The sequence below is a fragment of the Pseudomonas californiensis genome, assembly GCF_021147775.1.
GTDB classification, from domain to species: Bacteria; Pseudomonadota; Gammaproteobacteria; order Pseudomonadales; family Pseudomonadaceae; genus Aquipseudomonas; species Aquipseudomonas californiensis.
Map to the genome: position 1 here is coordinate 20,044 of NZ_JAGTPK010000009.1, position 13,215 is coordinate 33,258.

Consider the following 13,215-nt stretch of genomic DNA (forward strand, 5'->3'; position numbering starts at 1 on the left):
GCTTCGTTCAGACCTGATTCACAGATAGCCCGTTATCGCTGTGCGCGAAGCTGGGCATGGCTCAGGCAGGCCTGACGAAATGCTTCAAATATACGCAGCGAAACCGGGCTGTCCTTGAATTCCCATTCAGGGTGCCACTGCACACCGAAAACGAACCCGGCTGAACCGGGCAACGATACAGCCTCGACCAGGCCATCGGGTGCGAGTGCTTCCGCCCGAAGATCGGACGCCAACCGTTCAATCCCCTGGCTGTGCAGGCTGTTCACGTCGAAACCGGGTGCCAGCCCCAAGGCGTCCAGCACGCCGCCTGGTTGTACCGCCACGGCATGCCGGGGCGCGTACTGTTCTGCCAGTGAATCGTTTTTTGGCTCGCGATGGTCGAGATAACCCGGCAGATCCTGAACCCGTTGATGCAGGCTGCCACCCAATGCGACGTTCAGCTCCTGAAAGCCCCGACAGATGCACAATACCGGCACACCCAGAGCAATGGCAGCTCTCAGCAGCGGCAAGGTATTGCGGTCGCGAAACACGTCGTGGACCGTGCCCTCAATGCTGGATGGGCCATTGTAATGATGCGGCTCGATGTTGGACGGTGAACCCGTGAACAGTAACCCGTCCAGCGGTGCCAGCAGCTGTGCAGGATCAATCGGCACATTCAGTGCAGGCAGAACGAAGGGGATGCCGGCGAACGCTGCCGCTTCGACATATTTATCCCCTGCAGTATGGGAAGAATATTTGCCCAGTTGCTGGCGGCAGGCAGTCACGCCAATCAAAGGAAGTGCAGTCATGGCTTGCTTGCCCTCGTGGCTGAGGAGGATCAATGGGCGGCGAGCAACGCATCGGCGCTATCCAACCCGGTCAGGAGCAGTCTAGGATAGTCAGCCGCGCAATGAATATGGGCCCTCAGGCAAAGGAGTCATGCAGCGATGCAATACGAAGTCACCCACGCTGACCTTTCTCTGGTCCTTGCTCTGATCCGCGCAGGTACACTGGCCCGCGCTGCCGAGTTGATGCACGTCGACATTTCTACTGTATTTCGCTCCATCCGCCGCCTCGAAGCGTCGCTTGGTGTTGCCCTGTTTGAAAAAAATCGCCGTGGCTACCTGCCCACAGAAATCGCTACCGCCATGGCAGAACAGGCCGAACAGGCAGAGCAGGCGCTCACAGCTGCGCGCATCGCTCTGCAACAGGGCAATCAAGTGGTCAGCGGCACGGTACGACTGACCTGTACTGAATCGGTATTGCACAGCCTTTTATTGCCAGCGCTCGCGCAGTTCATGCCGCGCTATCCAGCGTTGACGCTGGAGCTGGCGACCTCAAACTCGTTCGCCAACCTGAGCCGCCGGGACGCCGACATTGCCCTGCGCCTGACCAACGCGCCGCCCGAGCACCTGATTGGACGGCGTCTGGGAACGGCTGACTACTTAGTGTGTGGTCGACCCGAGTTTCGCCTGGCGTGGGAGCAGACGCCGGCGGCATTGCCATGGATCAGCCCGGACGATTCGATGCCCGAACATGCATCGGTGATCTGGCGCAAACAGACCTTCCCTGCCCTGACACCGCGTTATCGCTGCAGCAGCATGTCGGCAGTTTCACAACTGGTCGCCGCCGGGCTCGGCGTGGCGGCCATGACCGACTTCACGGCTCGCGGCCTACCGGGCGTCGAGACGTTGAGCGACGCCCTGCAAGGTTGCACCACCGACCTGTGGTTGCTGACACGTCCGGACTGTCGGGCGCTACGCTCGGTACAAACCCTGCTGGATTAGTTGACTCCCCTGCTTCGTGCTGCCCTGCAAACTCCGGACTGAACCAGAAGCCTGTACCTGCCCTCAGACCCTGCCGGGATCCGAGCGGATCCATTGCACCCGTAGCTTCTGGCCAAAAACTCAGTCGTGTAGTCGAAAAATACGCTCCGTGGATCCATTAAATAATAGTTAATCAAATTAATCATTGGAATTACCCCTACCTTGTGGCATTAATATCAACACAAAAGGAAATGCCCCACCTGATGGATCCATAAGATAAAAACAAACCGTGGAGAACCCTCATGCATCCGAAAAATACCTGGTACGTCGCCTGCACGGCAGATGAAGTCGCCGACAAACCGTTAGGGCGTCAGATCTGCAACGAGAAAATGGTTTTTTATCGCGATCAGGACCAACAAGTAGTCGCTGTAGAAGACTTCTGCCCGCACCGCGGCGCCCCGCTGTCGCTCGGCTATGTCGAAAATGGCCAACTGGTGTGTGGCTACCACGGCCTGGTGATGGGCGGCGACGGCAAGACCGTTTCGATGCCGGGTCAGCGGGTGCGCGGTTTTCCTTGCAACAAGACCTTCGCTGCCGTCGAGCGCTACGGGTTTGTCTGGGTGTGGCCAGGCGATCAGGAAAAGGCCGACCCAGCACTGATCCACCACCTTGAATGGGCCGTCAGCGATGACTGGGCCTACGGCGGCGGTCTGTTTCACATCCAGTGCGATTACCGCCTGATGATCGACAATCTCATGGACCTCACCCACGAAACCTACGTCCATGCTTCCAGCATCGGGCAAAAGGAAATCGACGAGGCGCCTCCCGTCACCACGGTAGAAGGCGAAGAAGTCATCACTGCGCGTCACATGGAGAACATCATGCCGCCGCCGTTCTGGCAGATGGCGCTGCGCGGCAACAATCTGGCCGATGATGTGCCGGTGGACCGTTGGCAGATCTGCCGTTTTACCCCGCCCAGCCATGTCCTGATCGAAGTGGGCGTGGCGCACGCTGGCAAAGGCGGCTATCACGCCCCACAGCAATTCAAGGCATCGAGCATTGTGGTCGATTTCATTACTCCGGAAACCGACACATCGATCTGGTACTTCTGGGGCATGGCACGCAATTTCAACCCAGGCGACGAAGCACTGACCGCCAGCATCCGCGAAGGCCAGGGCAAGATCTTCACCGAGGACCTGGAAATGCTCGAACGTCAGCAACAGAACCTGCTCCAGCATCCGCATCGCAACCTGCTCAAGCTCAATATCGACGCGGGCGGCGTGCAGTCGCGCAAGATCCTCGAACGGCTGATCGCCAGCGAACAGACCAGCACCGATAACCAGATCCCCGTGGCAGCCGTCAAATAGGCTGAACGCTACCGGCCCTGTTTGAAAACAATCAGAAGTGACCCTTGCCGCGGTCACCCGAGGATGCGACATGATTGATGTGACGGTGTTATCGCGAACCAACGAAGCGCTGGATATCTGCAGCTATGAACTGGTGAGGACCGACGGCGAACCGCTACCGCCCTTCACCGCCGGCGCACACATCGACGTGCACCTGCCTGATGGAATCATCCGCCAGTATTCCTTGTGCAATCCGCCAAATGAGCGCCATCGCTACTTGATCGGCGTCCTGAACGACCCGGCCTCCCGCGGAGGATCACGCAGCCTGCATCAACAGATTCAACAAGGCGCGCAGTTGCGTATCAGCGAACCGCGCAACCTGTTTGCGCTGGCAGATCATGCTCGCCGCACATTGTTGTTTGCTGGTGGCATCGGTATCACCCCCATTCTCTGTATGGCCGAGCAACTGGCGCAGAATGGCGCCGACTTTGAACTGCATTACTGTGCGCGTTCGGCCGAGCGCGCAGCCTTTATCGAGCGACTGAAGCAGGCATCCTTCGCCGACCGCGTCAGGCTGCACTTTGACGAACAACCGGAAACACGTCTGGATGCACTCGGTATTCTGGCGGGGCCGCAGCCGGACACTCATCTGTATGTCTGCGGGCCGTCAGGCTTCATGCAGCACATACTCGAGAGCGCACGAGAATCTGGCTGGCAGGAAGACAGGCTGCATGGGGAGTATTTCTCGGCGGCTCCCGTGGACACCCACAACGACGGCAGTTTTTCGGTGGAAATCGGCAGCACCGGCCAGGTCTTCGCGATTCCGGCCGACAAGACCGTTGCGCAGGTACTTGAGAGCCACGGCATCGACATACCCCTGTCATGCGAACAAGGGGTGTGTGGCACCTGCCTGACACGCGTGCTGAAAGGCGTCCCGGATCACCGCGATCTTTTCCTGACCGAGGACGAACAGGCACTCAACGATCAATTCACGCCCTGCTGCTCGCGCTCGAAAACACCGTTGCTGGTGCTGGACATCTGATCAGTCGGGGCGCTGAATCACCCGCATGCGCTGATGAACACCTGCGCCGAATATCTCGGCGTAACGCAGGGTCGCGTTGGCGTGCTCACGCATGATCGCCTCGGCCCGCGCGCCCTGGCCGTGTACCAGTGCATCCACCACGGCGTGATGCTGCATGTGCGCAAAATTGAAACGCCGGAATTCGCGGATCAGATCGTTGCGATCCACAGCCAATGCAGTGACTGAAGCGAACGGCAGATGATCATTGCGGGCCAGCGCATCGGCGATGGCCGGGTTGCCGCTGCCTTCGACGATGATCTGGTGCAGGCGCATGTTCAGGTCATGATAGGCGTCAAGGTCATCTTCAGTCACAAACCCTTTGCCGAACAACGCATCGCCGCGTACCAGGCAATGTTCGAGATCGGCCCGTGCCTGCTCGGTCACGCCGCGCTCGGCCATCTGCCTGGCTGCCAGCCCTTCAAGCACACCGCGAACCTCGACGGCACCGGCGATCTCGGTTGCACTGATCGACCTGATCTTGAAACCACGACCACCAAACGGAACCAGCAGGCCTTCCTGTTCCAGCGTGCGGAAGGCCATGCGCACAGGCATGCGTGAGACGCCGAACAGCTCGGCAGTCGGCACCTCCATCAAGCGTTCACCAGCCGCCAGTTCGCCTGAGGCGATCATCTTTCGCAGTGCGACAAGAATGGTGTGGCCGGGTTTGCTCATGGGCACGATTCCGTGGGTTTCAGGGCGCGTATCTTAACCCATTCAGCCCCAAACTGCGTTCGCTGTCGGGCCTGGCCAGCCAGACAAGCGTTTGCTCAAAGCTGATCGGCGGGCTGTAGAAATAGCCCTGCACCAACGTACACCCCAGACTTTCAAGCGCGTTGAGCTCATCCAGCGTCTCGACCCCTTCCACAACACACCCAAGCGACATGTCCTGACTCAAGGCGACCAGCGATTTGACGATCTTGTAGCTGGCAGGGTTCTGATGCACGCCAGTCACAAAACTGCGGTCGATCTTGAGCTTGGTCAGCGCCAGGGCGTGCAATTGGCTGAGGCTGGAGTAGCCGGTGCCGAAGTCGTCCAGCGAGATGCCGCAGCCCAGTTGGCGAAACTGGGTAATTGCCTGCTGAACCTGTGCAAGGTCCTGCATGACGGCGGTTTCGGTGATTTCCAGGTCCAGCCGCGACGCGTCGAAGCCACTGGTTTCGATGATATGCACAATCAGGCTGACGCTTTCGCACGTCGCAAAGTCATGCGCCGACAGGTTGAACGCCAGTCTGATGTGCGATGGCCAGGACACCGCCTGGCGCAACGCCTGAGTCAGTAAAGGTGCGGTCAAGCGGTTGATCATGCCGATGCGTTCGGCAATCGGTATGAAGCGGGCCGGTGAAACCGCACCCAGTTCCGGACTGTTCCAGCGCGCCAAGGCTTCAAAGGCTACGGTTTCGCGACTGCAGCTTTCCATGATGGGTTGAAACAGCATGTAAAACTCAGTGTCCAGATTGGCTCTGCGCAAGGCCTGTTCCGTCACCCCGTCAACATGCAGTTGCTCCCGGTGGATCGCCGAAAACAGGCAAGTTGTGCCAGGGCTGTGGTTCTTGCCCTGATAGAGCGCGTAGTCGGCGTATTCAAACAACTGCGTAGCGTTGTCCGCAGTCGCCGGATAAGTGGCGATACCCATTGTGGCGCCAATCTGGATTGGCATGTCTGAAAGCTCGAAACTGTCGTGCATCTGATCGCACAGCTGTTTACCGAAGGCCAGTAACGCATCGTTGCTGACGTTGCCTTTGATCACCAACGCAAATTCGTCACCACCCAGCCGTGATACGTGGACCGTCTCGCTCGACGACGCTTTCAAGCGGTTTGCAACCATTTCCAGGAGTCGATCGCCGGTACGATGACCGTACAGGTCGTTGACCGGTTTGAAACCATCGAGATCAAGTACGCCTACGGCAAGCCCCGTCTGCTGCTCCAGCGCTTCGCTCATTGCGGCGTCCAGCGTCTGAAAGAACTGACGACGGTTAGGCAGCCCGGTCAGGCTGTCCTGATTGGCCAGCAGCAGGTTCTCGTTACTCAGCAACTCGGTCTGGGTCTGTGCGTTCACCAGTCGCGTGAAGTCGCGGTAGTGATATTGCAGAATGATCAGCATGCCGATCGACACCAACACAATGTTCACCGCCGTGGCGATGAATGTCATGTTGTGCGAAGAGCCAAAGAAAATCACGAAAGCCGCGTTCACCACCACCGTTGTGGTCAGTGCGGCAGGCCGCAAATGCATCATGCAAAAGATGCAGACAATCACTGTGATGCCCATAAAGAACGCCACATGCCCCTGAGCATAGGCGTCGCCATACGGATAAAGGGCCAAAGACCAGGCCGCAAACCCTGCAGCAATGAAAACCGCCAACCCATTGGTGCCCCGCAAGGTTGCGAGAATCGCTGCTTCACCAGGTAATCGGTTGACTGCACGCAGCCACATCCGCGCACGCCAACCACATACCAGGGTCAGCGACGCAGGCACTGCAACGGTCAGCCACAGAGGCGCGGTCGCCATGTGGGTGAACGCCAAGACCCACGTGTTGACGAGCAACACGAAATACATCAAGGGCAGTTGACGGGACAGCGCAATATATTGGGCTTTCAAAAGCCGGGGGTTGTCAGCGGGTACAGACATCAGGGTGCGTAACGCACTCAACAGTTTTATCAGCATCGCAGGCTTCTCTGTTACCACAGTCAAAGCGCACATGGCTTGCTGTATTGCTCGCGAGCCTATTACGTGCGGCTCCCTTGTCATGCTCTCGGCACGTACGGCTATATCTTTATAGTTAAACATCGACCGGGCATCGGTTTAATTGATAACAGCGCAGACATATCGTTCCACGGTCCCTCGACCCTATGTGCCGTCTCAGGTATATATCAGCGGCGCCGACCGGCCCCGCTGTTATTTCCCATCGTCACGGAGACACCGCATGAGCAGGAAAGTCATTATTGACACGGACATGGGCTGGGACGATGTCTTGTCCATTGCCTACCTGATGAAAAGACCGGACATCGACATTGTCGGCATCACCGTCACGGGGTGTGGCGAAACGGATCTGGGCTGGGGCGTGATCATCGCACAGCATTTGTTGGGCATTGGCAATCGACTGGGCACTGTGGTTGCACGCGGCACTAGCACACCGCTGGCAGGCGATTACCGCTTCCCACAGGATTTCAAAAACGACATGAATGACATCATGGGCCTGCTGGGTTCGCTGAACCCTGCGCAATTACCCGAGTTGTCGCCCCTGCCTGCCTGGGAGTTCATGTATGAAACCGTAAAGAGCAGTGCGCAACCGATTACCATTCTTTCACTCGGCGGTTTTACCAATATTGCCAATATGCTGTCTTTAAGCAGCCAGCCAGGCGATCTTTCGATGATCGACAATATTTACGCCATGGCGGGCGCAGTGTATGTAGATGGCAATGTTGCCGGTTTGAATAATGCGAAACCCGAGTGGAATCAGGGCCCTGCTTACAGCACTAACACTTACGCCGAGTGGAACGTATTTGTTGACGCGTCAGCTGCCGATACGGTATTCGGCTCAAACCTGCCGCTGACACTGGTTCCGCTGGACGTGTGCAACCAGATCACACTCGACCCGCTGTACTGGAAACAGATCACGGCCACCGACGCAGTAGCAACCCTGGTTCAAGGCGTGCTTCAGATCAAGTCCGGCACCCACTCGGAGAGCAGTAGCCCCGTGCCTGTCTTCGATCCGCTGGCGACTCTGCTGATGGCGGGGGGTATCCCTGCCACCAACACCGAATCCCGCTACCTGTCAGTCGATACCCAGAGCAATGACGAAGACAACCATTGCGGCAAGATTCTTCTGCAATCGTCCGGCTCTCGCCCAGTGGCGTTCGTCACCGGCGCTTCTCAGACTGCCTTCAGCGCTCAGTACGCCGATGTCATCAATCAACCACTGAGCTGATCCGTCACACCGTCATGCCCGGTTGTCGCCAGCCGGGCAAGGCCTTTGATATTCCCGCCTCCTGAACCATGTGACCGGCAGAACAGTCAGACTCGTACTTCATGCCGTACCCGGGATTCTCTAATGCTCAGCCGTCACCTGTTTGCTGTCGCCACCCTCGCGTGCTCGTCGTTCGCATTCGCCCAGGCCCCCTTGCGCATCGAGCGATTGCAGCGCTGCGATGACTTGCTGGATCGCCAACAGCAGACGTTTTGCCTGAACGCTCAAGGGCTCGAGAGCGGAAAAATCGATGTCCGGCTTAACGGGAAACCGTTGCCAGAATCGGTGATACAGCGCGAAGGTAGCCGCTTGCGGCTGACTCTCGCGACCAAAGACTGGCAAAGCGGCCCGCTTCAGGTGCAACAGGCTGACAACCGCAGTAATCCGGTCTGGCTCAGCATGGCAGGCAGCCATGTCATCGCGGCGACCAAAGAACAGGTCGCCAGAAACATGGACGGGCTGACCACCTATGTCGACCTGATCAGCCTGATCATCGAAGAGCGTTTTGACGGCAATGAAGAGGCCCAGCGCATCGCACGGAAATTCGGCGCAACCGTGGTGGGTTCCATTGCCCCGCTCAACACCTGGCAACTTCGCCTGCCGGTCAAAAACCTGGTGGAACGTGATGCCATGGTGCTGCGCATGGGCAGCGAAGTCAGCGTCGACGCAGTGGTGATCGAAGAGTCGCAGGCTGAGGCGGCTGAAGGCGAACAGGACGCGCCACCATCTGATGAAAAGCAGGCCAGGCCCAGCGCTGAGCAATGGACCGCAAACCGGTTCATGGACGCGGTCAATTACTACCAGCGACGTATTCCCGGCAAACAGCACCCGATCACGCCGGTGCCAATCAGAATCGGCATCATTGAACGCAACGTGGATTTCGACAGCCCGGATTTCGCGGCATATCTCGGCGATTGCAAAAGCGCAGCGCCGCGCACCTGCGTTTATGCAACGGACGCCCGAAAGCCTGAAGGTCATGGCACGACGGTGACCGGTATACTCGCTGCCGACACAGCTGAAGGCGGCAATACCGGGTTTCTCAAGTCACTCGACGGTGCAAGTCAGGGCTTTGACGTGATCGTCGAGCGTAATTCCGATGCAGGGATCACCGCCAACGTCGCGGCCTCGGTCAATCTTGTCGAAGACGGCGTGCGAGTGTTGAACTGGAGTTGGGGCATACACCGCATTGGTGCCAAGAATATTCAGGGCGATGACGTGGACTCGCTGGTGCGCTCCGGCCTTGCGATGTCCGGCTATGAGGAATTGCTTGAAGAGTTTTTCCTGTGGTTGCGGGAAAAACACCCTGATGTCCTGGTAGTGAACTCGGCGGGAAATGGATCTTCGTTCTCCGGCACTGACGAATACCGTCTGCCCTCCTCTTTCATCACCGATCAGTTGCTGGTGGTCGGTGGCCATCAACGGACCGAACGCGATGGCGTAGCCGTCGATGACCCGGCTTATGTAGAGAAGCGTGCCTCATCGAATATTGATCGGCGTGTTGACATCATGGCCTCTGCCTGTACCCGTGCATCCACGGCGAAAGCTGGTGAACAAGGCAGCGTGCATTGCGGTACGTCGTACGCAACACCTATGGTCACCGGCATTGTTGCGGCCATGTGGTCGATAAACCCGAAACTGACCCCTGAACAGATACGCATGCTGTTGCGCAGAAGCGCCATGACCATCGGCAGCAATTACGACTTTGAAGCAGTGGGCGCCGATGACCTGACTGCGCCCATACTGCCTTCAGAACGCGAATACATTCTGCATGACAAGGACGTTGGGCGTTCGGCACGCCTGGACATGCAAAAGGCTCTGGACCTTACGGTGCAGAGCCTTGATCGAGCGCGTTGAAAATGCTGATGCAAAAATCAGTTGGCCGCGACCTGAGCCCTGTCGGCCTGCATCACCAGGGTTTTCAGCGAGGCGTCGAACTGCTTCAACGCATTGACCTGCAGATCCCGCTGCTGGTCAATCTGCGCAGCGATTTCCGGAGCCGCCTTGCCCTTGACCCAGACTGAGGTCATTTCCTTGACCACCGCCCCCTCGGCCTTGCCGATGTATTGCAGATTGTTGTCATAGAACCGCGCCATGAAACGCGCCTCGACCTGACTGTTGCGCTTGCTCACTAGCTGGTTATACGTATCGAGCATGACCACCACGTCAGGACGCGCCTGCATCAGTGCATCCAGATTGTCGTATACCGTCACGGAAGCGAACTCTTTCTGCAGCGAGCCAAGGAGCCAATCGGTCGCCAGTTTCGGGTCGGAACTGCTGATGAAAGCGTCGCGAATCCGTGAGTCGAGCGCGCCATTTTTACCGCTGCGGAGCGCAACCGAATGATAGTTGGTGAGGTACTCAAGGTTACTCAGCGTGTTTTCGCTGTACAGCACTCCGACCGACTGGGTGTGTTGAAGCGCGGCGGTGCTATCGGCTACCGGCGCAAAGTGACAGGACTGCGCAGCGGCAAGGGATTCGGTGGCCGAGGCCGGTGGCGTAACTGCGACGCCGGCACTCAGTACGGCGACAAGAGCCAGCAGGTTGAATGTTCTCATCGCGTCATCTCCCTTGGAAGCAGGTGGGTATGACGCCATCCTCCTCCTTTGCCGAAAAAACAGAACTTGCCTTTCATGATGGTGACTATCGATTTAACCAATGATAGTACGGTAGAGCCCTGCAGGTTCTTTCGGTTCAGTTTTCCGTATCGGCCCTGACTGCCGCGCGGATCGCTTCAAGCAACATAATGCACGCCGGGTTATCGTTATCCGTGCGCCACACCAGATGCAGCTCACTCTGTACGCCCTCGCCCAGATCGATATCGCGAAATTTCACGTTTTTGAACACCACATTGGTCGCACAACGCGGCACAAGTGCCAGCCCCATCCCCGCGTTGACCAGCGCCAGAATGGTCAACGAAGAGCCCAGCCACTGCACATATTCCGGCGCCACACGTGCGGACCGGAACATACCGGTCAGCAGCTCGTTGAATGGCGGATAAGCCGAATGTGAATACATCAGAAAAGGCGCGCCATCCAGGTCCTTGACTGTCACTGATTCGGCGCGGGCCAGCGGGTGGCTGCCCGGAATTGCCAGCACAAAGGGTTCGCGCACCAGGCATTCGGTTTCGTAGCCGGGCTGGAACAAGGGTGCTCTGACGATACCCAGATCAATACGCCGCGCCCTCAGCGCCTCGTGCTGCTGATAGGTATTCATTTCAGTCAGGGAGATCTTCACGTGCGGCTGATTGAGCCGCGCTTCGGCGATCACTCGGGGCAAGAACTCATACACTGCACTACCGACAAAGCTGATGGTGACCGAGCCGATGTCCCCTTCGGCAAAACGCCGGGCCGAAATTGCCGCCTGCTGAGCGCGTTCAAGCAACGTCTGGGCCTCAATGAAAAACGCCCGCCCTGCTGCAGTCAACGCCACACTGCGGGTGCTGCGGGTAAACAGCTCGACACCCAGGTTGTGCTCGAGCAACTGGATCTGTCGGCTCAGCGGCGGCTGGGTCATGTTCAGGCGTTCCGCCGCCCGACGAAAATTCAGTTCGGTGGCCACGGTGGTAAAGCAGCGTAATTGCGCCAGCTCAAACATTGATATATTCCAGGTATCAATCAAGTCACTATCTAGATTAGACGGGAATAATCCCAGCGTCCATGATCGGCACATCCCCAAAAAAACAATGACCGGGAGTTGCCTTTTGAATACCGTCCCTTATGTCGCCGACCCCACGGTACTTGCCCGTGCGGCCTCCAAGGTGAAACGCCACGTGCTGCCGCTGTTCGTGGTGATGTTCATCGTCAATTACATCGACCGGGTCAACATCGGCTTCGTGCGCAGCCATCTGGAAACGGATCTGGGCATCGGAGCAGCAGCCTATGGCCTGGGCGCCGGGCTGTTTTTCGTGGGCTACGCGCTGTTCGAAGTGCCGTCCAATATGTTGCTGCAACGCTACGGTGCTCGTGCCTGGCTGACCCGCATCATGTTCACCTGGGGCGCAGCGGCAATGGCCATGGCGTTCGTTCAGGGCGAAACCAGCTTTTATGTGCTGCGCTTTGTGCTAGGTGCTGCCGAGGCTGGTTTCTTCCCTGGCATCATTTATTACTTTACGCAGTGGCTGCCAGCCAGCGATCGCGGCAAGGCGATGGCGCTTTTCCTCAGTGGCTCAGCCATCGCCTCGGTCATCTCAGGCCCCCTGTCAGGCGCACTGCTCGGCATTGAAGGCATGAACCTGCACGGCTGGCAGTGGATGTTTTTGATCGAAGGCTTCGCCTCGATTGCACTGTGCGGGTTCGTCTGGTTCTGGCTGCAATCACACCCACACGAAGCGACCTGGCTCAGCGACGAAGAAAAAACCGTTCTGGTCAGCACCATTGCTGAAGAACAGCGCTTGCGCGATGCCACCCACACGGTCAAGCCGTCGGTGTTCAAGCTGTTGGCTGATCGGCAGATCCTGTTGTTCTGCTTCATCTACTTTTCGGTGGCCCTGACCATTTACGGTGCGACGTTCTGGTTGCCCAGCATGATCCGCAAGATGGGCAGCCTCACAGACTTCGAGGTCGGGCTGTTCAACTCAGTGCCATGGATCATTTCCATCGTCGCGATGTATGGCTTTGCGGCTCTGGCCGCCCGGTTCAAACACCAGCAGGCCTGGGTCGCTGTAACACTGGTCATCGCGGCTGCCGGGATGTTCATGTCCACCATTGGCGGGCCAATCTTCGCGTTCGTTGCCATCTGTTTCGCTGCCATTGGTTTCAAGGCTGCTTCGGCATTGTTCTGGCCGATCCCGCAGGGCTATCTGGATGCGCGCATCGCCGCAGCGGTGATTGCCTTGATTAACTCAGTGGGTAACCTGGGCGGCTTTGTCGCGCCGACCACCTTCGGTTTTCTCGAGCAAACCACGGGCTCCATTCAAGGCGGTCTGTATGGGCTCGCAGCCACTTCACTGCTGGCCGCCATCGTTATCTTCTTCGCGCGCACCACGCCGAAAGGCAATGCGCACCACCCGCTTCAAGCTGAGCCTGCACCACGGGACACCGTCGCACCGCTCGGCACACCTTCCAGCCTCAAACCCTGAC

General features: G+C 58.0%; 11 protein-coding genes. 6 read left to right on the forward strand and 5 right to left on the reverse strand.

The annotated features are described in order from the left end of the window. Positions 1–32: 32 nt before the first annotated feature. Positions 33–788: a gamma-glutamyl-gamma-aminobutyrate hydrolase family protein gene (locus KDX37_RS10620; RefSeq protein WP_231652660.1), complete on the reverse strand. Its 756-nt coding sequence runs from the start codon at positions 786–788 to the stop codon at positions 33–35. 138 nt (positions 789–926) lie between these two features. Here KDX37_RS10620 and KDX37_RS10625 point away from each other — a divergent pair, with 138 nt between their 5' ends. From KDX37_RS10625 to KDX37_RS10635, 3 genes are all read left to right on the forward strand, one after another. After that, a complete protein-coding gene (locus tag KDX37_RS10625; protein ID WP_231652661.1) occupies positions 927–1,766 on the forward strand; it encodes a LysR family transcriptional regulator in 840 nt (279 codons plus the stop codon). 281 nt (positions 1,767–2,047) lie between these two features. Continuing rightward, a complete protein-coding gene (locus KDX37_RS10630; RefSeq protein ID WP_231652662.1) occupies positions 2,048–3,112 on the forward strand; it encodes an aromatic ring-hydroxylating oxygenase subunit alpha in 1,065 nt (354 codons plus the stop codon). 70 nt (positions 3,113–3,182) lie between these two features. Then, positions 3,183–4,133, forward strand: a complete 951-nt coding sequence (locus KDX37_RS10635; RefSeq protein ID WP_231652663.1) for a PDR/VanB family oxidoreductase — start codon at positions 3,183–3,185, stop codon at positions 4,131–4,133. Here KDX37_RS10635 and KDX37_RS10640 read toward each other — a convergent pair whose 3' ends face one another. Then, complete coding sequence (locus KDX37_RS10640) at positions 4,134–4,844, reverse strand: GntR family transcriptional regulator (RefSeq protein WP_231652664.1); 711 nt, start codon at positions 4,842–4,844, stop codon at positions 4,134–4,136. A gap of 19 nt (positions 4,845–4,863) precedes the next feature. Beyond that, entirely contained in the window at positions 4,864–6,834 is a 1,971-nt protein-coding gene (locus KDX37_RS10645) for a putative bifunctional diguanylate cyclase/phosphodiesterase (RefSeq protein WP_231652665.1), read from the reverse strand. Positions 6,835–7,093: 259 nt separating this feature from the next. On the opposite strand from KDX37_RS10645, the gene KDX37_RS10650 reads away from it, so the two are divergent. Together KDX37_RS10650 and KDX37_RS10655 are read left to right on the forward strand one after the other, a co-directional pair. Next, the gene (locus KDX37_RS10650) at positions 7,094–8,098 is read left to right on the forward strand and encodes a nucleoside hydrolase (protein WP_231652666.1); all 1,005 of its coding nucleotides are present in this window, start codon (positions 7,094–7,096) and stop codon (positions 8,096–8,098) included. 123 nt (positions 8,099–8,221) lie between these two features. Then, entirely contained in the window at positions 8,222–9,991 is a 1,770-nt protein-coding gene (locus tag KDX37_RS10655) for a S8/S53 family peptidase (RefSeq protein ID WP_231652667.1), read from the forward strand. Positions 9,992–10,008: 17 nt separating this feature from the next. Here the strand turns inward: KDX37_RS10655 and KDX37_RS10660 are convergent, their stop codons facing one another. Beyond that, positions 10,009–10,692, reverse strand: a complete 684-nt coding sequence (locus KDX37_RS10660) for an ATPase (protein WP_231652668.1) — start codon at positions 10,690–10,692, stop codon at positions 10,009–10,011. Positions 10,693–10,828: 136 nt separating this feature from the next. After that, the gene (locus KDX37_RS10665) at positions 10,829–11,731 is read right to left on the reverse strand and encodes a LysR substrate-binding domain-containing protein (protein ID WP_231652669.1); all 903 of its coding nucleotides are present in this window, start codon (positions 11,729–11,731) and stop codon (positions 10,829–10,831) included. 88 nt (positions 11,732–11,819) lie between these two features. Between KDX37_RS10665 and KDX37_RS10670 the strand changes: the two genes are divergently transcribed. Continuing rightward, complete coding sequence (locus KDX37_RS10670; protein WP_231652670.1) at positions 11,820–13,214, forward strand: MFS transporter; 1,395 nt, start codon at positions 11,820–11,822, stop codon at positions 13,212–13,214. Position 13,215 lies beyond the last annotated feature (1 nt).

What these genes read in the sequence shown, in the direction of transcription:
- KDX37_RS10630 (WP_231652662.1), top strand. Translation starts at nt 2,048, where the DNA reads ATGCATCCGAAAAATACCTGGTACGTCGCCTGCACGGCAGATGAAGTC.
- KDX37_RS10635 (WP_231652663.1), top strand. Translation starts at nt 3,183, where the DNA reads ATGATTGATGTGACGGTGTTATCGCGAACCAACGAAGCGCTGGATATC.
- KDX37_RS10665 (WP_231652669.1), bottom strand. Translation starts at nt 11,731, where the DNA reads ATGTTTGAGCTGGCGCAATTACGCTGCTTTACCACCGTGGCCACCGAA.
- KDX37_RS10670 (WP_231652670.1), top strand. Translation starts at nt 11,820, where the DNA reads ATGACCGGGAGTTGCCTTTTGAATACCGTCCCTTATGTCGCCGACCCC.
- KDX37_RS10660 (WP_231652668.1), bottom strand. Translation starts at nt 10,692, where the DNA reads ATGAGAACATTCAACCTGCTGGCTCTTGTCGCCGTACTGAGTGCCGGC.
- KDX37_RS10650 (WP_231652666.1), top strand. Translation starts at nt 7,094, where the DNA reads ATGAGCAGGAAAGTCATTATTGACACGGACATGGGCTGGGACGATGTC.
- KDX37_RS10620 (WP_231652660.1), bottom strand. Translation starts at nt 788, where the DNA reads ATGACTGCACTTCCTTTGATTGGCGTGACTGCCTGCCGCCAGCAACTG.
- KDX37_RS10645 (WP_231652665.1), bottom strand. Translation starts at nt 6,834, where the DNA reads ATGCTGATAAAACTGTTGAGTGCGTTACGCACCCTGATGTCTGTACCC.
- KDX37_RS10655 (WP_231652667.1), top strand. Translation starts at nt 8,222, where the DNA reads ATGCTCAGCCGTCACCTGTTTGCTGTCGCCACCCTCGCGTGCTCGTCG.
- KDX37_RS10625 (WP_231652661.1), top strand. Translation starts at nt 927, where the DNA reads ATGCAATACGAAGTCACCCACGCTGACCTTTCTCTGGTCCTTGCTCTG.
- KDX37_RS10640 (WP_231652664.1), bottom strand. Translation starts at nt 4,844, where the DNA reads ATGAGCAAACCCGGCCACACCATTCTTGTCGCACTGCGAAAGATGATC.